This is a genomic window from Microbacterium sp. KHB019, assembly GCF_037285405.1.
Taxonomy (GTDB): domain Bacteria; phylum Actinomycetota; class Actinomycetes; order Actinomycetales; family Microbacteriaceae; genus Microbacterium.
In genome coordinates this window covers 1043052-1063794 of record NZ_JBBDHF010000001.1, presented here as the reverse complement: position 1 = coordinate 1063794, position 20743 = coordinate 1043052, and the positions used below count along the sequence as shown (strand labels likewise).

Genomic DNA, 20743 nt, shown 5'->3' with positions numbered 1-20743 from the left:
CGGGCGATGACAGAGACCCAGGTGATGGCGGCTGCCGTGCCTGAGAGCAACGTCCGCACCGGGGCCGGCGACACGCCAGCCCCGGTGCGCCGCCGCCCGCGCGTCGACTGGCGCAAGCGCGGTGAGATAGCGCTGCTTTCCGGACCTGCGCTGCTGATGTTCGTCGGCTTCGTGATCTTCCCGGTGGCGATGGCCGCGTTCTACGGCTTCTTCAAATGGAACGGCTTCGGCTGGCCGACCGAGTTCGTCGGCTTGAACAACTACCTCCTGATCTGGCAGGACGAGTCGTTCCGCGACGCCGTGCTGCACAACTTCATCATCGTGGTCCTCTCGCTCGTCATGCAGGGCCCGATCGCCATCCTGTTCGCCCTGCTGCTGAACCAGAAGATCCGCGGTCGCTCGCTGATCCGCGTGCTGATCTTCATGCCGTACGTGATCTCCGAGGTCATCGTCGGCATCGGGTGGAGCCTGATGATGCAGGACGCAGGAGCGCTGAACTCCCTTCTCGAGAAATGGGGCCTCGGCGTGCTCCAGCAGTCCTGGCTCGCCGATCCGTCCATCGCGATGTGGACGCTCATGGTCATCATCACGTGGAAGTACATCGGCTTCGCCGTGATCCTCATGCTCGCCGGCATGCAGTCGATCCCGGAGGAGCTGTACGAGGCTGCCGCCATCGACGGCGCCGGCTTCTGGAAGATCCAGTGGAGCATCACGCTGCCGCTGCTGGGACCGACCATCCGCATCTGGGCCTTCCTGTCGATCATCGGATCGCTGCAGCTGTTCGACCTCGTCAACATCATCTGGGGCCAGTACATCGCCGCGACCGCCGGCACATCGACGATGGCGACGTACATGTATCAGAACGGGCACCTGGCCGGCAGCTACGGCTTCGGCAACGCGGTCGCCGTCATGCTGTTCCTGATCTCCCTCGTCATCGCACTCGTCTACCAGCGCTTCGTCCTGCGGCGCGACACGGAGGGCGCTGTCACCGGCGCAAGCGGAAGGAAGCGCTCATGACGACCGACAGCCTGAGCACGTCGCTCGTGATCCAGCCGAAGCGCCCCGACGGCCGGCGCCGTGCCCCCCAGGTGCGTTGGGGCAGTCCAGGCGTGTACCTCATCGCGATCGTGCTGATCACGATCTGCATCACCCCTGTGCTGTACATCATCATCGGCGGGTTCCGCACGAACGCGCAGATCACCGTGGACCCATCGGGCTTCCCCACTCCGTGGGAGGTGGCCAACTACGGCGACGTGCTGGCGAGCTCCGAGTTCTGGAGCGCGATGCTGAACTCCACCATCGCGGCGGTGGGCACAACGGCGGGCGCGGTCCTCCTCGGCCTGATGGCGAGCTATGTGATCGCGCGATACGACTTCGGCGGTCGGGGCGTCATGTACGCGCTGTTCGCCGCAGGACTGATGTTCCCGATCACGGTGGCGATCACGCCGCTGTACCTGCTCATCCGCAACCTCGGCCTGGTGAACAGCCTGGCCGGGATCATCCTGCCGCAGATCGCGTTCGCGCTTCCCACGACGATCATCATCCTCGTGCCGTTCCTCCGGGCGATCCCGAAGGAGTTGGAAGAGGCGGCGGCCATCGACGGAGCATCCCGGCTCGGGTTCTTCTGGCGGATGGTGATCCCGCTGAGCCTCCCAGGGGTCGTCACCGTCGGCATCCTCGCCTTCGTGGGCTCATGGAACGGGTACATGCTGCCGCTGTTCATCCTCAGCGACCCCGGCCTGTTCACTCTTCCCCTCGGCGTGCAGAACTTCGCCTCGCAGTACTCGGTCGACACCGCGCGTGTGCTCGCGTACACGTCGCTGTCGATGCTGCCGGCGCTGATCTTCTTCAGCCTTTTCGAACGCCGCATCGTCGGCGGCCTCACCGGCGCTGTGAAGGGCTGATCTGTGACCAACGCACTTTCGACGGAGACCCCCATGTCCGCGGACATCCCCGCCTTCCCGGCCGCTTCACCGCGGGTGAGCGAGCTGCTCGCGCGCATGACGCTGGAGGAGAAGGCCGCCCAGCTCGTGGGCTACTGGCTGGATCAGGGCGGTGAGGTCGTCGCCCCGATGCAGAACGAGATGGGTCGCACCGGCGCAGGCGAGACGCTCGCCGACATCACCAGGGACGGCATCGGGCACTACACGCGGGTGTACGGCACCCGCCCGGTCGAGCCTGCGGAGCGCGCCGCCTGGCTGTGGGAGGAGCAGCGACGTCTGAAGCGTGAGACCCGGCTCGGCATCCCGGCGCTCGTGCACGAGGAGTGCCTCACGGGGCTCGCCGCCTGGAAGGCCGCATCCTTCCCCACGCCGCTCGCGTGGGGCGCCTCGTTCGATCAGGAGCTCGTCGCCGAGATGGGGTCGCTGATCGGAGAGTCGATGCGCGATCTCGGCATCCATCAGGGGCTCGCTCCTGTGCTCGACGTGATCCGCGATCCGCGCTGGGGTCGCGTCGATGAATGCATCGGCGAAGACCCCTACCTGGTCGGAACAGTCGGAACGGCGTATGTGCGGGGTCTCCAGTCCACAGGGGTGCACGCCACGCTCAAGCACTTCCTCGGATACTCCGGCTCGCGCGCCGGCCGCAACCACGCGCCCGTCTCGGCCGGACCGCGCGAGGTGGCCGACATCTTCCTGCCGCCGTTCGAGATGGCGATCCGCGACGGCGAGGTCCGGAGCGTCATGAACAGCTACGCCGAGATCGACGGGGTGCCCGTCGCCTCCGACCCGGCGCTGCTGACGGGACTCCTGCGCGAGCAGCTCGGATTCGACGGCGTGGTCGTCGCCGACTACTTCGCCGTCGCGTTCCTGGAAGCCATGCACGCCGTCGCGGCCGACCGCGGCGAGGCGGCCCAACTGGCGTTGACGGCCGGGATCGACGTCGAACTGCCGTCGGGGGACGCGTATCTGGCGCCGCTCGTCGATCGCGTGCGATCAGGGATGCTGGACGAGGCGTACCTCGACCGCGCGGTGATCCGCGTGCTGAAGCAGAAGGAAGAGCTCGGTCTGCTCGACGAGGACGCCTTCGAGGGGCAGCCGCCGCAGGACGTCGACCTCGACAGCCCGCGTCACCGCGCAGTCGCACGCCTGTTGGCGGAGGAGTCCATCGTGCTCCTGTCCAACGACCCGATTGCGGGGTCGGGCCCCGTGCTCCCGCTCGCCGCGTCCGCGAACCGCATCGCGCTGATCGGTCCGAACGCCGACCGTGCCGAGGCTCTGCAGGGCTGCTACTCGTTCGCCAATCATGTGCTTGCGCACCACCCCGGGTACGAGGTCGGGTTCGAGATTCCCAGCGTCCGCGAGGCGCTCGTCGAAGCGCTGCCAGGCGCGGACGTCGTCGTCGCTCGAGGCTGCGACGTCGAGGGAGACGACCGATCGGGGTTCGATGAGGCAGCCGCTGCGGCTGCTTCCGCCGATGTCGCGATCGTCGTCATCGGCGACCAGGCGGGACTCTTCGGCCGCGGAACCGTCGGCGAGGGCAACGACGTCGACTCGCTCGAGCTTCCCGGCGTGCAGCGGGAGCTCGTCGAGCGTCTGGTCGCGACCGGAACGCCGGTCGTCATGGTCATGCTCACCGGTCGGCCGTACGCGATCGGCTGGGCGCTGGACGACAAGCCCGCCCGCCCGGCGGCCGTGCTGCAGTCGTTCTTCCCCGGGGAGGAGGGCGGCCGTGCGATCGCCGCGATCCTGACCGGTGAGGCGTCCCCGTCCGGACGGCTCCCCGTGAGTCTTCCCCGGTCGGCCGGAGCGCAGCCGTACACCTACCTGCACCCGATCCTCGGCGGGGCGTCGGATGTCACCTCGGCGGACTCGACTCCCGCGCGGCCCTTCGGTTTCGGGCTCTCATACACCTCCTTCGCGTACGACGACCTGGCCGTCGACGAGCGCACGGGCACCGGCGGACGGTTCACCGCGTCGGTCACGGTCAGCAACACGGGCGACCGGCCCGGTACGGACGTCGTCCAGCTGTACGCACGCGACCGCGTCGCCTCGGTCACCCGGCCCGTGGCTCAGCTGCTCGGCTATGCGCGCGTGAGGCTGGCTGCGGGGGAGTCGCGCCGCGTGAGGTTCGAGGTGCCGACCACGCGGTTGGCGTTCACGGATCGCCGCGGAGTGAAGATCGTCGAACCAGGCGACATCGACGTGTGGGTCGCCTCGCACGCCGCCGCCGCGTCGTCCACGACGGAGATGGATGCCGCGACCGGCGGCGTGATCTCGAACTCGCGCGGCCGTGACCACCGCGAGGTCCCCGGCACGGCCACGCCCCGACGGACCGTGGTGCTCACGGGCGATGTGCATGAGGTCACGGCCGGAGACGCGCGGATCGTCGAGGTCGTTCAGGGATGATCAGAGCGTCCAATCCGATCCTCCCCGGGTGCCACCCCGACCCGTCGATCTGCCGGGTCGGAGATGACTACTTCCTGGTCACCTCGACGTTCGAGTACCTGCCGGGGCTGCCCGTCATGCGCTCCCGCGACCTCGTGCGCTGGGAGACGATCGGCCACGCCATCGATCGCTCGGGGATGCTGGACTACCGTGGCATCCCGTCGTCCGGAGGGCTCTACGCGCCGACGATCCGGCACGACGGGGAACGGTTCTGGATCGTCTGCACGCTGGTCGACCCGACGGACGCGACCCGCGGCGGGAACTTCGTGATCACCGCCGTCGATCCTGCGGGCCCGTGGAGCGACCCGATCCGGATGGATGCCGACGGGATCGATCCGTCCCTCGCGTTCGACGAGGACGGCAGGGTGTGGATGCACGGAACCCGTCTGGCCGGCGACCCGCAGTGGCACGACCAGACGGAGGTCTGGGTGCGCGAGTACTCGCGCGACGAACACGCCCTGGTCGGCGACGAGCACGTCATCTGGCGGGGCGCCGTGCACGGAGCGGTCTGGGCCGAGGGCCCGCATCTGTACCGGATCGACGGGCGCTGGTACCTGATCGCAGCCGAGGGGGGTACGGAGTTCCACCACGCCGTGAGCGTCGCACGGGCGGACTCGGTCACCGGGCCGTACGAGGGCACGCGGTCCAATCCGGTGTTCACGCATCGTCACCTCGGGCGAGGCGTGGACGTCATCGGCGCCGGTCACGCCGACCTCGTCGAGGCGCCGGACGGATCATGGCACGCGGTCATGCTCGCCATGCGGGCTGCCGACGGGCATCACTATCCGCTCGGACGGGAGACGTTCCTGTGCCCGATCGCGTGGGAGGACGGCTGGCCGGTCTTCGCGCCGGGGCTCGGCCGACTGCCCGACAGCATCGAGATCCCCTGGGCGGATGCCGCGGCCCCCGCGGGGAGCTGGCAGCCGGACGACCGGCGGCCCGGCGTCGTCGAACCGGGCGATGCGCGATGGACGTCGTTGCGCGCTCTGCCGAACGACATCGCGACCGCGGATGCGCACGGGTCGTGGGTGCTTCCCGTCCGCGGTGAGACGCCGGCGGATGCCGGTACGGTCGCCTTCCTCGGCATCCGACAGCAGCACGCCCAGGTCGACGTGACAGGCATCCTCGACTTAGCAGCACTCGCCGACGGCGAGCGGGCCGGCCTCATCGTCCGGCAATCGGAGCAGGATCACGCCACCGTTCACGTGGCCAGGACGGCTGAGGGGCTCGTGGTTCGGGCGATGCATCGCCGTGGCGGAGTGGACACGGTGCTCGCCGAGCAGGTCGACGACGCGACGGATTCCGTGCATCTCGGTGTGCGCGTGCGGGGCTACTCCTACGAGCTCGTCGCCGGTGGCGAGGTGCTCGCCGCTGTCGACGGGCGCGAGCTCGACGCGTCTTCCACCGGTGGTTTCCTCGGCGTCTGGCTGGGAGTCTTCGCGACCAGTGACGGCCTGCCGCCGAGCGGCACGGTGCGGATCGACGAATTCCGTTACGAGCCGCGCAGAGATGCCACCGCCGTGCCGATAGCCTGAGTGCACCCGCCGCAGCCCACAGGAACGAGCCATCGATGAAGGAACGCGCGACTGCCGTCGAAGCGGTGCGCCGCACGAACCTGGGCGAGGTGCTGCGGTTGGTCCACCGACACGGTCCGCGCTCGCGCTCGCTCCTCACGGCAGAGACGGGGCTCAACAGATCGACGGTCGCCGATCTCGTGACGGCGCTCGCCGAGCGAGGGCTCGTGTCCGAGCAGGAACCGGATGCGAACAAGCGCGTCGGCCGCCCGAGCCCCGTGGTCACGGCCAGCGCGGATGTGGTGGCGATCGGCGTCAACCCGGAGGTCGATGCGATCGAGATCGGTGCGGTCAGCCTCGGAGGCGGTCTGCGGGCACGCGCGCGGATCGAGCTCACGGACGTGCCGGCTGTCGCTGATGCGGTCGCCACGATCGCGGATCTCGTCACGCGCTGGCGGAGCGAGGAGCTCGTCGGATGCCGGATCGTCGGTGTCGGTGTCGCCGTCCCGGGTCTCGTGCGAGCATCGGACGGGCTCGTGCGCCTCGCACCGCACCTGGGCTGGCGCGACGAGGACATCGCGACGCCTCTCGCCGAGGCTCTCGGGCTGCCGGTGACCGTCGACAACGACGCTTCGCTCGGCGCGCGGGCCGAGCACCTGTTCGGAGCGGCGCGCGAGCACACCGACGTCGTCTACCTCAACGGCGGCGCGAGCGGTATCGGCGGTGGGGTGATCCTGGACGGAACCCTGATCCGCGGAGCCGGCGGCTACGCAGGGGAGTGGGGCCAGACGAGGCCGGGCATCGCGAACGAGGCGCACCGCCGCACTCACGACGGTGTGCTCGAGGACGAGGTCAATCGCGCCCGGCTCATGGCGGCGGCGACGCTGGTCGCCGGTGATGACGACGCGCTCGCAGCGGCACTCTCCGGTGCCCCCGGCCCGACCGCCGACGAAGAGGTGGTGCGTCAGCGTCGAGTGCTCGCGGCCACGATCAGCAACGCGGTGAACGCGCTGAACCCGTCGATGATCGTGCTCGGCGGGTTCCTCGGCATCCTGCGCGACCGCGACCCCGAGGGATTCGACGCCGACGTTCGTGAGCGTTCTCTCGCCGTCGCGGCTGAGGGCCTCGAGATCGCCTCGGCAGCGCTCGGTCTGGACCGCCTGCTCATCGGCGCAGCAGAAGCGGCCTTCGCCGAGCTGCTCGCCGACCCGCTGTCTTCCCGGCTTCAGTAGCCGGCGCGCTGAGTCGGATCGGCTTCGGGGATCCAGTCGGCAGCGAGCTTCTCCGTCGCACGGGCCAGGATCGAAACATCGGCGGCGACCAGCGCGAACGATGCTCCAGCGTCGAGGTAACGACGGGCGGTGTCCGGGTTGAAGGCGTTCACGCCGGCCGGCTTGCCGACCGCGCGCACCTCGGCGATCGTGTGCTCTACCGCGGCGACCACATCGGGATGCTCCTGCTGGCCGAGCAGCCCCATGGACGCCGCGAGATCGCTCGGGCCGATGAACACGGCATCCACCCCGTCGACCTCGGCGATCGACCTGGCGTTCTGCACGGCGGCATCCGTTTCGATCTGCACGCTCAGCGAAGTGATCTCGTGCGCGCGGTGCAGGTAGTTCTCGATCCGGTTGAACTGCCCGGCGCGCGCGAGCGCGCTGCCGACTCCGCGGATGCCGCGCGGCGGGTAGCGGGTCGCGGCGACGGCGGCTGCGGCATCCGCTGCGGTGTTCACCATCGGCACCAGCAGGTTCTGCGCTCCCGTGTCGAGGACCTGTTTGATCCAGACCGGATCCGCCGACGGCACCCGGACCACCGGGGTGATCGGATACGGCGCGACGGCCTGCAGCAGGGCGAGGATCGACTCCAGGCCGATCGGGCTGTGCTCGCCGTCGATCAGCGTCCAGTCGAGGCCGGAGCCGGCGATGATCTCGGCGGCGATCGGGCTGCCGGAGCAGATCCACGCTCCGACCTGCGCGCGCGAGGCGGAGGCCAGCCGGTCGCGGAACGACGGCGCAGGTTCTAGACGAAACGGCATTCGATGACTCCCATCTCGCGGTAGTCGCAGCGCACCAGATCGCCCTTGTGCACCCACATCGGTCTCGTGAACGATCCTGCCAGGATGATCTCGCCGGCCTCGAGCCGCGCGCCGTGCTGGTGGAACTTGTTCGCCAGCCAGGCGACTCCGGTCGCGGGGTGGCCGAGGACGCCCTGTGCGACGCCGGTCTCCTCGATCTCGCCGTTGCGCGCGAGCACGCCGGGCACCCAGCGCAGGTCGATCTCGTCGGGGCGCAGGTGCACGTCGCCGAGCACCATCGCGCCGTAGGCGGCGTTGTCGCTGATCGTGTCGACGATCGTGCGGCCCTCGAGCTCGATGTGGGAGTTCAGCACCTCCAGCGCGGGCACGGCGTAGTCGATCGCGGCGAGGGCATCGTCGAGCGTGCAGTCCGGGCCCTCGAGCGGCCGGGCGAGCACGAACGCGAGTTCGACCTCGATGCGCACGTTCGAGAAGTCGTCGAACGGGATCTCGGAGCCCGTCGCGTACACGGTGTCGTCGAACATGACGCCGTAGTCGGGCTCCGTGATCCCGGTTGCCTGCTGCATCGCCTTGGAGGTCAGACCGATCTTCCGACCGACGAGCGTCCGCCCGGCAGCGAGGTTCTTGTCGCGCCATATGCCCTGGATGGCATACGAGTCGTTGATCGTGGCATCCGGGTACCGCGCCGTGATCCGGGGGATCACCGCGTGCGTGTGCTCCGCATCGGCGAGCTCATCGGCGATCTGCTCGCGCTGCTCGGGTGTGAGCGTCACAGTTGGTTCCCGAGCTTGTACTCGCCCTGCTTGTACTCCGGCATCGACTCCTCGCCCTCATCGCGGCGCGTGTACGAGAAGCCGTCGGCGCCGATCGTCACGGCCATCTCGCTGTCGTCGGTGCGGGCGTGAACGGGCTGCGGGTTGCCGTCGAGGTCGAGCACGAGAGACGCCTCGGTGTACCACGACGGGACGACGGGGTTGCCCCACCAGTCGCGGCGCTGGTTGTCGTGCACGTCCCAGGTGACCACGGGGTTGTCGGGGTCGCCGGTGTAGTAGTCCTGCGTGTACACCTCGACGCGGTGCCCGTCGGGGTCGCGCAGGTACAGGTAGAACGCGTTCGAGACGCCGTGGCGCCCTGGGCCTCGCTCGATCGCGTCCGAGCGGCGGAGAGCCCCGAGCTTGTCGCAGATGGCGAGGATGTTGTGCTTCTCGTGCGTCGCGAAGCACACGTGGTGCATCCGCGGTCCGTCGCCGCCGGTCATCGCGGTGTCGTGCACGGTGGGCTTGCGGCGCATCCACGCGGCGTAGACGGTGCCCTCTTCGTCCTGGATGTCCTCGGTGACGCGGAAGCCGAGATCCTGCATGTACTTCACGGCTCGGGGCACATCGGGGGTGACCTGGTTGAAGTGGTCGAGGCGGACGAGCTCGCCGGGGACGTGCAGGTCATAGCGCCACGACATCCGCTCGACGTGGTCGGCCTGGAAGAAGAACTCGTACGGGAAGCCGAGCGGGTCGACCACGCGCACCGAGTCGCCGATGCCCTTCACGAACCCTTCGGCGCTGCGGCGGACGTCGCAGCCGAGCTCCTCGTAGAAGGCGACGGCCAGGTCGAGATCCTCCGGAGTGCGCACCCGGTACGAGAACGCTGCGACAGCGGCGACCGGGCCTTTGCGCAGCACGAGGTTGTGGTGGATGAACTCCTCCGTCGATCGCAGGTAGATCGCCTCGTCGTCCTCCTCGGTGACGTACAGCCCGAGGATGTCGACGTAGAACTGACGGGATGCCGCGAGATCGGTGACCACGAGCTCCATATAGGCGCAGCGGAGGATATCGGGCGGCGACGCCTGGGGCGTGGCGATCGGATTGTCGGTCTCGATCGGGGCCTCTTGGCTCACGTAGTAGCCCGATGAGGTGAGCGTCATGTCTGCACGGTTCGTCATGTCAGCGTCCTCACTGCTTTCCGAAAACGGGGTTGTGGACCTCACCGAGGTTGATGTGCACGGCCTGCTGGTCGGTGTAGAAGTCGATCGAGCGGTAGCCGCCCTCGTGGCCGAGGCCTGATGCCTTCACGCCGCCGAAGGGGGTGCGGAGGTCCCGGACGTTGTTCGAGTTCAGCCACACCATGCCGGCCTCGACATTGCCCGCGAAGTTGTGCGCGCGCTTGAGGTCATTGGTCCAGATGTACGCCGCGAGACCGTAGCGCGTGTTGTTCGCCAGCTCCAGCGCGTCCTCGTCGGTGTCGAACGGAGTGATCGCGACGACCGGGCCGAAGATCTCCTCCTGGAAGATCCGGGCATCCGGCGACACATCGGCGAACACGGTCGGGGCGACGTAGTTGCCGGTCTCGAAGCCATCGGGGCGCCCGCCTCCGGCGACGAGGCGCGCCTCGGTCTTGCCGATCTCGACGTAGCTCATGACCTTGTCGTAGTGCTCGGGGTGCACCAGCGCACCGACCTCGGTCGACGGGTCGTGCGGGAACCCCACCTTGACGCGCTTCGCCTGAGCCGCGTACTTCTCGACGAACTCGTCATAGATGCTGCGTTCGACGAGGATGCGGGAGCCGGCCGTGCAGCGCTCGCCGTTGAGGGAGAACACCCCGAAGATCGTCGCGTTGATCGCGGCATCCAGATCGGCGTCGGCGAAGACCACCGCGGGCGACTTGCCGCCGAGCTCCATCGACAGGCCCTTGAGGTACGGAGCGGCGTTGGCGAAGATGATCTGCCCGGTGCGGCTCTCGCCGGTGAACGAGATCAGCGGCACGTCCGGATGCTTCACGAGGGCGTCGCCGGCGTCCTCGCCGAGGCCGTTGACGAGGTTGAAGACGCCCTTCGGCAGCCCTGCCTCCTCGAAGATGCCCGCCCACAGCGATGCCGACAGCGGCGTGAACTCGGCGGGCTTGAGCACGACGGTGTTGCCCGTCGCGAGCGCGGGGCCGAGCTTCCACGACTCGAGCATGAACGGCGTGTTCCACGGCGTGATGAGGCCGGCCACACCGATCGGCTTGCGGTTGACGTAGTTGATCTGGCGGCCGGGGACCTTGAACGTGTCATCCGCCTGGGCGACGATCAGATCGGCGAAGAAGCGGAAGTTCTCGGCCGCGCGGCGGGCCTGGCCCAGCGCCTGCGTGATCGGCAGACCGGAGTCGTAGGACTCGAGCTCGGCGAGGCGCTTGTCGCGGGACTCGACGAGGTCCGCGATGCGGTGCAGGACGCGCGAGCGCTCGCGGGGGAGCATCTTCGGCCACGGGCCCTCGTCGAACGCCCGTTTGGCGGCGGCGACGGCACGGTCGATGTCGGCTTTCTTGCCTGCTGCCGCGGTGGTGTAGTTCTCATTGGTCACCGGGTCGAGCACCTCGAACGTGTCGCCGTCGATCGAATCTACGAACTCGCCGTCGATGTAGTGCTGGATGTGATCGGGAAGATCAGCGGGGATGCGGTTGTCGGTCATGATTCCTCCGGTGCGGTGGACCAGTTCAGTGGACGTGGGTGGCGGCGGCGTCGCCGCGCATGTCGGAGTCGGCGCCGTGCTCTTTGCTGAGATAGGCGTCGAGCGTGGATGCGTGGTGCAGGCGCGCGGCGCGTTCGATCTCGACGACGGGGGCGCCGTTCTCGATCAGCGACACGATCTGTTCGTGCTCCTTGACGGACTCGTGCGCGCGGCCGGGCACGAAACTGAATGTCGAGTCGCGCAGGCGGTTCAGGCGCTGCATCTCGACCGTGACGAGCTCATGCAGCCGAGGGTTGGGGCACGGCGCGATGAGCACGGCGTGGAACTCCTGGTTCAGCTGGGTGAACGCCGACGGGTTGAAGTGGTCGAGCGTCTCGATCATCTTCGCGTTGATCGCGCGGGCGGCCTTGAGATCATCGACCGTCAGGCGCGGGGCGGAGAGCGCGGTCGCGCTGCCCTCGAGGATGCTGAGGGCCTCCATGCTGTTCCGGTACTGACTGTCGTCGACCATGGCGACGCGGGCTCCGATGTTGTGCTCGAACTGCACGAGCCCTTCGGCCTCGAGCTGGCGGATCGCTTCGCGCACCGGGACGACGCTCATATCGAGTTCCCCGGCGATGCTTCCGAGGACGAGCCGGTACCCGGGCGTGAACGTCTGGCTGGCGATGCGTCCCTTGATCCAGTGGTACGCCTGCTGCGACTTGCTCAGCGTCTTTCCCTTGGTCATCCGCGGCTCGCTTCGTACTTGGCGCGCCACTCGGCGTTCATCGGGAAAAGGCCGTCGACGGGATGCCCCGCCTCGACCTGCACGGCGATCCAGGAGTCCTCGTCCTCCTGGGCGAGCGTCGCGTCGACGACCTCCTCCGCGAGGGACGGCGGGATCACGATGACGCCGTCGCCGTCGCCGACGATCACGTCTCCTGGTTGCACGGCGGCCCCGCCGCAGGCGATCGTGACGTCGAGGTCCCACGGGACGTGCTTCCGTCCGAGAACAGACGGGTGGGCGCCCTGCGAGAAGACCGGAAGCCCGATGCGCGCGACCTCGTCGAAGTCGCGCACGCCGCCGTCTGTGACGACGCCGGCGGCCCCGCGTGCCGTGGCACGCAGCGCCAGGATGTCGCCGAGGGTGCCGGTCGTGGCATCCCCGCGCGCCTCGATCACGATGATCTCGCCCTCGTCGACCGTGTCGAACAGCCGCTTCTGCGCGTTGTAGCCGCCGCCGTGGCTGGTGAAGAGGTCTTCGCGTGCGGGGATGAAGCGCAGAGTGCGGGCCGTGCCGAAGATCTTCGTGCCGGGGAGGTTCGCGCTCACGCCGTCGATGAAGCAGTGGTGGTGGCCGCGCTTGCGCAACTGTGCCGAGAGCCCTGCGGTCGGCGCCTTCTCGAGCTTGGCGCGGAGTTCTGCGGACAGGGCGGTCGTCGTCGCGGGGGCCGGCTCCAGCCCGGCCGCCTCGGCCGATCCCCATGCCTCGGTACGCTGCAGGTCATCGACCGCCGGCATCGACCCGAGAGTCTCGTCGAACGGCACATCGCCCTGGACGACAGTGGTGACCAGGCGACCCGATGTGGGCGCACCCGGCGCGTTCGGAGCATCCACCTCGACCTCGACGACGTCGCCGGGAACGATCACGGACGACCCCGCCGGGGTGCCGGTGAGGATGACGTCGCCGGTCTCGAGCGTGAAGTGCTGGGAGAGGTCGGCGACGAACTGCGCGAGCGGGAAGATGAGGCCGGACGAGTCGTCGTCCTGGCGCAGCTCGCCGTTGACCCAGGTCCGGACGCGGATGTCGTGCGGGTCGACCGCGCGGGCGTCGATGAGGTCGGGGCCGAGCGGCGTGTAGCCGTCTCCGCCCTTGGAGCGGACGTTCGAGCCCTTGTCGTTCGCGCGCAGGTCGTAGAGGCCGAGATCGTTGGCCGCGGTGACGGAGGCCACGTGCGACCAGGCGTCCTCGAGGCTGACGTTGCGCGCCGGTTCGCCGATGACGAGGGCGATCTCGCCCTCGAAGGCGAGCAGCTCGGTGCCGGCCGGGCGCTCGACGGTGCCGCCGGAGGCCGCGACGGAGCTCGTCGCCTTGAAGAAGTAGGAGGGGTGGGCGGGGCGACGACCGCGCTGGTCGGCGCGGGATGCGTAGCTGAGGTGGATCGCGATGATCTTGCCCGGGCGGGCGACCTGGCTGCCGAGAATGGGCTGGTCCGTCACAGGTAGCGCCTCCTTGCGTCGATTCATCGCCCTTGTGCGATGTATTTGAAATCGTATATCATCCTGACAACGGGTGGCAAGCATCGCTTCACGACGACCTGATCACCCGGACAACGACGTCATCCAAGGAGCTTCAATGACTGATCAGCCCGGCTTCACACCGACCGGCACCATCGCCAGTCCAGCCGACCGGCGACGCGTGGTCTTCGCCACGGTCGTGGGAACCACCGTCGAGTGGTACGACTTCTTCATCTACGCCACCGCCGTCGGCCTCGTGTTCGGGGAGCTGTTCTTCAAGGCGCTGGGCGCCGACAGCATCCTCATCGGGTTCGCCACTGTCGGCATCAGCTTCCTGTTCCGCCCTCTCGGAGCGTTCCTCGCCGGGCACTTCGGCGACCGCCTCGGCCGCAAGCGGGTGCTGATGTGGACGCTCATCCTGATGGGAGCGGCGACCGCCCTCATCGGTGTGCTGCCGACGTACGAGAACATCGGCATGACGGCGCCGATCCTTCTCGTGCTGCTGCGGATCCTGCAGGGACTCTCCGCAGGCGGCGAGTGGGGAGGCGCGGTCCTGATGGCCGTCGAGCACGCGCCCAAGAAGAAGCGCGGGGCATTCGGCGCATCGCCGCAGATCGGCGTGCCGTTGGGGCTGCTGCTCGCATCGGGCGTCATGGCCATCATGACCGCCATCGCCCCGGGAGAGCAGTTCGTCGCGTGGGGCTGGCGCATCCCGTTCCTGCTCAGCGTCGTGCTGATCCTGGTCGGCTACTACGTGCGTCGCAACGTCGAGGAGAGCCCGGTCTTCGCTGAACTCGCCGAGCGCAAGGAGAAGGCGCGGATGCCGATCGTGCAGCTGTTCCGCAAGCACCTGCTGCTCGTGATCATCGCTGCGCTCGTGTTCGCCGGCAACAACGCCGTCGGATACATGACCACCGGCGGCTACATCCAGAACTACTCGACCGACCCCGAAGGCCCGCTCGCCCTCGACCGAGGACCCGTGCTCTGGGCCGTCGCGGGATCCGCAGTCACCTGGCTGCTGTCGACTCTGATCGCCGGCTTCGTCTCCGATCGGCTCGGTCGCCGCACGACGTACATCATCGGCTGGGTCCTGCAGCTCGTCGGCGTGTTCGCGCTGTTCCCGCTGGTGAACACCGGAAGCATCGGACTGCTGTTCGCCGGGCTCGCGATCCTCACGATCGGTCTCGGCTTCACCTATGGCCCGCAGGCAGCGCTGTACACCGAGCTGTTCCCCGCCAGCATCCGCTTCTCCGGCGTCTCGATCTCGTACGCGATCGGCGCGATAGCGGGCGGCGCGTTCGCGCCGACGATCGCCACCGCGCTCGTCAAGAGCACCGGCACGACGATGTCGGTCACGTGGTACCTCGCCGGCATGACGGTCATCGGCCTCATCGCGACGCTGCTGCTGCGCGACCGCAGCGGCATCCCGCTCGGGCCGGATCACGAGGAGGAGCAGTCGGTCAGCCCGATCTACGGGCTTGCCAAGGCCTGAGCCATCGACGGGGCGGATGCATGCGGCATCCGCCCCGACAGAACGTACCAACAAGGAGAATCGATGCAGTTCCATCACCACGGCTACGTCTCTCAGGATCCGCGCATCGTCGCGGCGGCGGGCACGGGGATCGATCGCTCCGCTGATCTGCCGGACGAGATGGACGTGCTCATCGTCGGCTCCGGCCCCGCCGGTATGCTGCTGGCGGCGCAGATGTCGCAGTTCCCGAGCGTCACGACGCGGATCATCGAGAAGCGCGAGGGGCGTCTCGTGCTCGGTCAGGCGGACGGCATCCAGCCGCGCAGCGTCGAGACCTTCCAAGCATTCGGGTTCGCCGAACGCATCATCGCCGAGGCCTACAACATCGGATGGATGAACTTCTGGAATCCGGATCCCGCTAACCCCGAGAACATCATCCGGACCACCCGTACCGAGGACTACGGGTTCAAGATCAGCGAGTTCCCGCATCTCATCGTGAACCAGGCGCGGGTGCTGGACTACTTCGCCGAAGCGGCAGCCCACGGCCCAGGGCGCATCGTGCCCGACTACGGCGTCGAGTTCCTGGGCCTGACCGTGCACGACGAGGGCGATCACCCGGTCGAGGTGCGCGTCCGCCAGGCGTCGGGGGAGCGTACGATCCGAGCGAAGTACGTCATCGGCTCCGACGGCGCCCGCAGCGGCGTGCGGGAGGCGATCGGGCGCAAGCACGTCGGCGCATTCTCAGCACACGCCTGGGGCGTGATGGACATCCTGGTGAACACCGACTTCCCCGATTGGCGCACCAAGTGCGCGATCAACGCCAAGGCGGGCAACATCCTGCACATCCCGCGCGAGGGCGGATACCTCAGCCGCGTGTACGTGGACCTCGGCGAGGTCGCAGCCGACGACAACCACCGGGTGCGCCAGACGCCGATCGAGAAGATCATCGAGAAGGCCAACGAGATCCTGCATCCGTACACGCTCGACGTGAAGGAGATCGCCTGGCACAGCGTCTACGAGGTCGGACACCGGGTGACCGACGGGTTCGACGACGTCATCGACGATTCCGACCGCACGCCCCGCGTGTTCCTCACCGGCGACGCCTGCCACACCCACAGCGCCAAGGCCGGTCAGGGCATGAACGTGTCGATGCAGGACGGGTTCAACATCGGGTGGAAGCTCGGCGCCGTTCTCACCGGCCGGTCGCCGGAGAGCCTGCTCGCCACCTACGGCGCGGAGCGGCGCCCGGTCGCTCAGCAGCTGATCGACTTCGACCGCGAATGGTCATCGCTCATGGCGCGCAAACCAGAGGAGATCTCCGACCCGCAGGAGCTCGCCAACTACTATCTCGGCACGGCGGAGTTCCCCTCCGGCTTCATGACCCAGTACGGCCCCTCCGCCATCACCGGCGACGCGTCGCATCAGGGTCTGGCCGCCGGGTTCCCGATCGGCAAGCGGTTCAAGTCGGCCGAGGTCGTCCGGGTCTGCGACGGCAACGTCGTGCACCTCGGCCACCATGCGAAGGCCGACGGTCGCTGGCGCGTGTATGCGTTCGCGGATGCCGGTGGCACGCGCCTGCGCGAGTGGGCGTCGGCGGTCGCGCCTCTGATCGCCCGTGTCACCCCGGCGGATGCCGATGCGGATGCCGTCATCGACGCGAAGGTCGTGTATCAGGAGTCGTTCGATTCGCTCGATCAGCTGGCCGCGCCTCAGCTGTTCCTGCCGCGGACGGGGCCGCTCGGACTCACGGACTGGGAGAAGGTCTACTCCGCGGCGCCGAACGCCTGGTGCCGCAGCGACATCTTCGACGAGCGGGAGCTGTCCCGCGACGGCGTTGTCGTGGTAGTGCGCCCTGATCAGTACGTCGCCGCGGTGCTGCCGCTGGATGCCACGGCCGAACTCGCCGCCTTCCTCGACGGCGCGTTCCTCCCGGCCTGAGTGCGGCGGGCGGGCCGCATCCGGATGACACGTGTCATGTGCAGGAGGTGACACCGCCCTCCTGATCGGGCGGACGGCGTCCGCCACGCTGGAACCATGACCACAGCAGCGGCAGCACCGACCCGCCCGAGCACATCCCGCCCGAGCGCATCCGGCACGAGCACATCGGCCACAGCATCCGAGACAGCCGTCTCCATCGCCGGCCTCACCAAGCACTTCGGCCTGGGGGAGCGCACGGTGAAGGCGGTCGACGGGCTGGATCTCAGCATCCGTCGTGGCGAGGTGGTCGCCCTCCTCGGCCCGAACGGTGCAGGCAAGACGACCACACTCGACATGCTCCTCGGGCTGACGGACCCGAGCACCGGAACCGTCTCGGTGTACGGGAACAAGCCGGGCAGGGCGGCCAAGGCCGGCGTGATCGCCGGGGTGCTGCAGACCGGAGGACTGCTCTCCGACCTCAGCGTCCGTGAGACGGTCGAAGTCATCGCATCCCTGCACGGGCGCGAGTCGCTCGCGCGCGTGCCAGAGGTCCTCGCCCGCACCGAGCTCGCGGGGCTCGCCCGCCGCCGCATCTCCAAGTGCTCCGGCGGCGAGCAGCAGCGGGTGAAGTTCGCGCTCGCGCTGGTCGCGGACCCCGACATCCTCGTGCTCGACGAGCCGACCGCAGGCATGGACGTGAACGCCCGCCGCCATTTCTGGGACGTCATGCGTGCCGATGCGGATGCCGGGCGGACCATCATCTTCGCCACGCATTACCTCGAGGAGGCCGAGCAGTTCGCGCGGCGAACCGTGGTCATGCACCGCGGCATCATCGTCGCCGATGCACCCACCGCGCAGCTGCGCGCGAACCTCGGCGGCCGCACGCTCGCCGCGAACCTGCCGACAGCGGGGGGAGACGCTCTCGTCCAGCGGCTGAGCGAGACCGACGGCATCAGCGACGTCCGCGTCGACGCCGATCGCGTGAGCCTGCGAGCTCTGGACTCGGACGCTGCGGCATCCGCTCTTCTGAACGCCGGGGCCCACGATCTCGAGATCGCGGCCCCCACCCTCGAAACCGCCTTCACAGCTCTCACGGAGGACTGATCATGACCATGTCGATCTCACCCACGATGCTGCGCGTCGAGGCCATCCGCCAGATCCGCAACCCGTACACGCTCGCGTTCACATTGGGCATGCCCGTCGCGATGTACCTGCTGTTCGGCGCGAGCATGGGCTACGGCTCGATCACCGCAGGCAACGGCAACGTCAAGTTCTACGTCATGGTGTCCATGGCGGCCTACGGCACTGCCGTGGCCATGAGCTCGATCACATCGCTCGCCGCGACCGAGGCCAAGCAGGGGTGGGGACGCCAGCTCGCGATGACCCCGCTCGGCACAGCAGGCTACGCGTGGACGAAGCTCCTCACTGCGGTCTCGTTCTCGGCGCTCGCCGTGCTCCTCGTCTTCATCGCAGGGCTCATGACCGGCGCAGAGGCGACGGAAGCCTGGCGCTGGTGGGCGACCGCAGGGATCATCCTGGCCATCGGACTCATGTTCGGCCTGTACGGCCTCGGCGTCGGACTGTTCTTCAACTCCGACACGGCGGCGGCGCTGGCATCCATCTCGATGACGTTCTTCGCGTTCTTCGGCAACGTCTTCATCCCGCTCGACGGCGTGATGCTCGACATCGCCCGTTTCACACCTTTGTACGGGTTCGTGGCGCTGAGCCGCTGGCCGCTCACGGATGGCGTTCTCACAACAGGGCAGACCGACTCGCTGTTGATGGTCTCGCTGAACGTCGTGGCATGGCTGATCGTGTTCGCCGTCCTCGTGGCATTCGGCGTCAAGCGGTCGCGTTCTCGCCGATAGTGTCGACAGCATGACGGATGACGTGACGCGATCGCGGGATGCGCGGGATGCGGCGGCGGCCACAGCGGCCGGCGTCACCCCAGCCGCGTTGGGCGCACCGGGGAGCCGTCGAAGCAGGACGAGCCCTGGCCAGGGAGCCAGATCGCCGTGGGAACGCTTCGGATGGGTCATGGCAGCGGTCTGGCTGGTGTTCCTCGCCTACCCGGTGATCGCGCTGCTGCGATCGGATGCCGCACAAGCCTGGATCATCACCGGTTGGGTGGCGCTCGGAGCGTTCATCCTGGTCTACGTCGCGGGGTTCATGAACGGCATGAGCTTCGGCGGCGGCGGGCTCACGGACCCTCCGAAGCCGATCCAGTGGGTGGCCTTCGGAGGGATGATCGTGTGCGCGGTGCTGACGGTGCCGGCCGCGGGCGGGTCAGCGCTGAGCTTCATGCCGTTCATCATGTCGTTCGCATCGTACGGGCTCACGCGCCTGGCGCACTGGCTCACTCTGGCAGCGAGCATCGTCATCACCGCGCTGATCGTGTTCCTGACGCCCGGAGGGCTGGACTATCTGACGATCCTCGCGATCCTCGCACTTCTCGGCGTCGTCAACACGGTCTCGACGAGCCTCATCATCCGCTCCGCTGAGGCTGAGAAGCTCGGTCTCGAACTCGCCACCAGCGAGGGGCGCGAGGCCGTCGCCCGCGACGTGCATGATCTGGTCGGTCATTCGCTGACGGTGGTGAAGCTCAAGGCTCAGTTGGTGCGCAAGCTCATGGACAGCGACCCTGAGCGGGCCAAGGCCGAGCTCGCCGACATCGAATCGCTCACGGCAGAGGCGATCGCCGGTGTGCGTGCGACGGTGGCCGGGGTGCGCAATGCGACCCTCATCGATCAACTCGAGTCGTGCCGCGGAGCGTTGGCTGCCGCAGACGTGTCGATGAGGGTGGAGGGCGACGCGGCGGCGTTGTCGCCGGCGCAGTCGCTGACCGCGAGCTGGATCCTACGCGAGGCGACGACCAACGTGCTGCGCCACGCCGGCGCGCGCACGATGACCGTGCGGATGGTGCCGGGGAGTTTCTCGGTCGCCGATGACGGTCGCGGTCTCGCCGGCGGTGAGGGCAACGGGATGCGGGGCATGCGAGAGCGTGCGACCACCGGCGGCGCAGCATTGACTGTGCACTCGAATGAGCCGGGCGGTACCCGGATCGAGGTGACATGGTGACGGATGCAGCGACGATCCGCATCGTCATCGTCGATGACCAGGCGATGCTGCGCGGCGCGCTGGCTGCGCTGCTGGAACTCGAGGACGATCTCACGGTCGTGGGGGTGGCAGGGGATGGCGAGCAGGCGGTCCGACTGGTCGCCGACACCGCCCCGGACGTGTGCCTGATGGACATCCAGATGCCGGGGATGGACGGCATCGCCGCGACGCGCGCTGTGCGCGCCGCCAGCCCTGACACGCGCGTGCTCATCGTGACGACTTTCGCGCGGCCCGGCTACCTTCGCTCTGCTCTGGATGCCGGCGCCAGTGGTTTCGTCGTGAAGGACGCCCCGGCGGAGCAACTGGCCGATGCGGTGCGACGTGTGCATTCGGGACTGCGGGTCGTCGACTCCGCGCTCGCCGAGGCGAGCCTGTTCGAAGGCGCCAACCCGCTGAGCGATCGCGAGCAGCAGGTGCTGCGGCTCGCGGCCGATGGACGCAGCGCAGCGGCCATCGCCGCCGAGGTATTCCTGTCTGCGGGGACGGTGCGCAACAACCTGTCGGCCGCGATCGGAAAGGTGGGGGCCGCGAATCGAGCGCAGGCCGTGCGGATCGCGCAGGACAAGGGCTGGATCTAGCCGATCGTCCGCGTCGGATGTCCGACCCCGCGCGTAGCGTGAGCCGTGGTCGGGCGCCGACGC

The 20743-nt window shown here is 68.4% G+C and carries 17 protein-coding genes; 11 read left to right on the top strand and 6 right to left on the bottom strand.

Going from position 1 to position 20743, the window contains the following annotated elements; all coding sequences use genetic code 11:
• The first annotated feature begins 24 nt into the window (after window positions 1-24).
• From KHB019_RS05190 to KHB019_RS05170, 5 genes are read left to right on the top strand one after another with little or no spacing between them, the layout of a single operon-like run.
• Entirely contained in the window at window positions 25-1017 is a 993-nt protein-coding gene (locus tag KHB019_RS05190) for a carbohydrate ABC transporter permease (protein ID WP_337458403.1), read from the top strand.
• Entirely contained in the window at window positions 1014-1904 is an 891-nt protein-coding gene (locus KHB019_RS05185) for a carbohydrate ABC transporter permease (protein WP_337458227.1), read from the top strand. The genes KHB019_RS05190 and KHB019_RS05185 overlap by 4 nt, the downstream gene beginning before the upstream one ends.
• A gap of 33 nt (window positions 1905-1937) precedes the next feature.
• Entirely contained in the window at window positions 1938-4349 is a 2412-nt protein-coding gene (locus KHB019_RS05180; protein WP_337458226.1) for a glycoside hydrolase family 3 N-terminal domain-containing protein, read from the top strand.
• On the top strand, window positions 4346-5923 hold the full coding sequence (locus KHB019_RS05175) for a glycoside hydrolase family 43 protein (protein ID WP_337458225.1): 1578 nt from the start codon (window positions 4346-4348) through the stop codon (window positions 5921-5923). The genes KHB019_RS05180 and KHB019_RS05175 overlap by 4 nt, the downstream gene beginning before the upstream one ends.
• A 35-nt stretch (window positions 5924-5958) precedes the next feature.
• Window positions 5959-7134: an ROK family transcriptional regulator gene (locus KHB019_RS05170; protein WP_337458224.1), complete on the top strand. Its 1176-nt coding sequence runs from the start codon at window positions 5959-5961 to the stop codon at window positions 7132-7134.
• Here the strand turns inward: KHB019_RS05170 and KHB019_RS05165 are convergent.
• Genes KHB019_RS05165 through KHB019_RS05140 form a run of 6 tightly spaced genes read right to left on the bottom strand, consistent with a single transcriptional unit; the run spans window position 7128 to window position 13606 of the window.
• Window positions 7128-7937 carry an HpcH/HpaI aldolase family protein gene (locus tag KHB019_RS05165; RefSeq protein WP_337458223.1) on the bottom strand — a complete coding sequence of 270 codons (810 nt, stop codon included), beginning with the start codon at window positions 7935-7937 and terminating at the stop codon, window positions 7128-7130. The genes KHB019_RS05170 and KHB019_RS05165 overlap by 7 nt on opposite strands.
• The gene (locus tag KHB019_RS05160; RefSeq protein WP_337458222.1) at window positions 7922-8710 is read right to left on the bottom strand and encodes a 2-keto-4-pentenoate hydratase; all 789 of its coding nucleotides are present in this window, start codon (window positions 8708-8710) and stop codon (window positions 7922-7924) included. Before KHB019_RS05160 ends, KHB019_RS05165 begins: the two co-directional genes overlap by 16 nt.
• The gene (gene hpaD / locus KHB019_RS05155; RefSeq protein ID WP_325471251.1) at window positions 8707-9873 is read right to left on the bottom strand and encodes a 3,4-dihydroxyphenylacetate 2,3-dioxygenase; all 1167 of its coding nucleotides are present in this window, start codon (window positions 9871-9873) and stop codon (window positions 8707-8709) included. The genes KHB019_RS05160 and hpaD overlap by 4 nt, the downstream gene beginning before the upstream one ends.
• 10 nt (window positions 9874-9883) lie before the next feature.
• Window positions 9884-11380, bottom strand: coding sequence for a 5-carboxymethyl-2-hydroxymuconate semialdehyde dehydrogenase (gene hpaE, locus KHB019_RS05150; protein WP_325471252.1), 1497 nt, complete (start codon window positions 11378-11380; stop codon window positions 9884-9886).
• Between the two features lie 25 nt (window positions 11381-11405).
• The gene (locus tag KHB019_RS05145) at window positions 11406-12107 is read right to left on the bottom strand and encodes a GntR family transcriptional regulator (protein WP_325471253.1); all 702 of its coding nucleotides are present in this window, start codon (window positions 12105-12107) and stop codon (window positions 11406-11408) included.
• Complete coding sequence (locus tag KHB019_RS05140) at window positions 12104-13606, bottom strand: fumarylacetoacetate hydrolase family protein (protein WP_443193186.1); 1503 nt, start codon at window positions 13604-13606, stop codon at window positions 12104-12106. The genes KHB019_RS05145 and KHB019_RS05140 overlap by 4 nt, the downstream gene beginning before the upstream one ends.
• 109 nt (window positions 13607-13715) lie before the next feature.
• On the opposite strand from KHB019_RS05140, the gene KHB019_RS05135 reads away from it, so the two are divergent.
• The 6 genes from KHB019_RS05135 to KHB019_RS05110 all read left to right on the top strand — a co-directional run bounded on the left by KHB019_RS05135 (window position 13716) and on the right by KHB019_RS05110 (window position 20680).
• Window positions 13716-15089, top strand: coding sequence for an MFS transporter (locus KHB019_RS05135; protein WP_230102017.1), 1374 nt, complete (start codon window positions 13716-13718; stop codon window positions 15087-15089).
• A gap of 63 nt (window positions 15090-15152) precedes the next feature.
• On the top strand, window positions 15153-17006 hold the full coding sequence (locus KHB019_RS05130; RefSeq protein WP_230102018.1) for an FAD-dependent monooxygenase: 1854 nt from the start codon (window positions 15153-15155) through the stop codon (window positions 17004-17006).
• Window positions 17007-17102: 96 nt separating this feature from the next.
• On the top strand, window positions 17103-18089 hold the full coding sequence (locus KHB019_RS05125; RefSeq protein WP_337458220.1) for an ABC transporter ATP-binding protein: 987 nt from the start codon (window positions 17103-17105) through the stop codon (window positions 18087-18089).
• Between the two features lie 2 nt (window positions 18090-18091).
• Entirely contained in the window at window positions 18092-18853 is a 762-nt protein-coding gene (locus KHB019_RS05120) for an ABC transporter permease (RefSeq protein ID WP_337458219.1), read from the top strand.
• 10 nt (window positions 18854-18863) lie between these two features.
• Window positions 18864-20063, top strand: a complete 1200-nt coding sequence (locus tag KHB019_RS05115; protein WP_337458218.1) for a sensor histidine kinase — start codon at window positions 18864-18866, stop codon at window positions 20061-20063.
• On the top strand, window positions 20057-20680 hold the full coding sequence (locus tag KHB019_RS05110; protein ID WP_337458217.1) for a response regulator transcription factor: 624 nt from the start codon (window positions 20057-20059) through the stop codon (window positions 20678-20680). The genes KHB019_RS05115 and KHB019_RS05110 overlap by 7 nt, the downstream gene beginning before the upstream one ends.
• The last annotated feature ends 63 nt before the right edge of the window (window positions 20681-20743 follow it).

Coding starts and splice junctions, on each gene's coding strand:
- KHB019_RS05190 (WP_337458403.1), top strand. CDS start 25: ATGGCGGCTGCCGTGCCTGAGAGCAACGTCCGCACCGGGGCCGGCGAC.
- KHB019_RS05185 (WP_337458227.1), top strand. CDS start 1,014: ATGACGACCGACAGCCTGAGCACGTCGCTCGTGATCCAGCCGAAGCGC.
- KHB019_RS05180 (WP_337458226.1), top strand. CDS start 1,938: ATGTCCGCGGACATCCCCGCCTTCCCGGCCGCTTCACCGCGGGTGAGC.
- KHB019_RS05175 (WP_337458225.1), top strand. CDS start 4,346: ATGATCAGAGCGTCCAATCCGATCCTCCCCGGGTGCCACCCCGACCCG.
- KHB019_RS05170 (WP_337458224.1), top strand. CDS start 5,959: ATGAAGGAACGCGCGACTGCCGTCGAAGCGGTGCGCCGCACGAACCTG.
- KHB019_RS05165 (WP_337458223.1), bottom strand. CDS start 7,937: ATGCCGTTTCGTCTAGAACCTGCGCCGTCGTTCCGCGACCGGCTGGCC.
- hpaD (WP_325471251.1), bottom strand. CDS start 9,873: ATGACGAACCGTGCAGACATGACGCTCACCTCATCGGGCTACTACGTG.
- hpaE (WP_325471252.1), bottom strand. CDS start 11,380: ATGACCGACAACCGCATCCCCGCTGATCTTCCCGATCACATCCAGCAC.
- KHB019_RS05145 (WP_325471253.1), bottom strand. CDS start 12,107: ATGACCAAGGGAAAGACGCTGAGCAAGTCGCAGCAGGCGTACCACTGG.
- KHB019_RS05140 (WP_443193186.1), bottom strand. CDS start 13,606: ATGAATCGACGCAAGGAGGCGCTACCTGTGACGGACCAGCCCATTCTC.
- KHB019_RS05135 (WP_230102017.1), top strand. CDS start 13,716: ATGACTGATCAGCCCGGCTTCACACCGACCGGCACCATCGCCAGTCCA.
- KHB019_RS05130 (WP_230102018.1), top strand. CDS start 15,153: ATGCAGTTCCATCACCACGGCTACGTCTCTCAGGATCCGCGCATCGTC.
- KHB019_RS05125 (WP_337458220.1), top strand. CDS start 17,103: ATGACCACAGCAGCGGCAGCACCGACCCGCCCGAGCACATCCCGCCCG.
- KHB019_RS05120 (WP_337458219.1), top strand. CDS start 18,092: ATGACCATGTCGATCTCACCCACGATGCTGCGCGTCGAGGCCATCCGC.
- KHB019_RS05115 (WP_337458218.1), top strand. CDS start 18,864: ATGACGGATGACGTGACGCGATCGCGGGATGCGCGGGATGCGGCGGCG.
- KHB019_RS05110 (WP_337458217.1), top strand. CDS start 20,057: ATGGTGACGGATGCAGCGACGATCCGCATCGTCATCGTCGATGACCAG.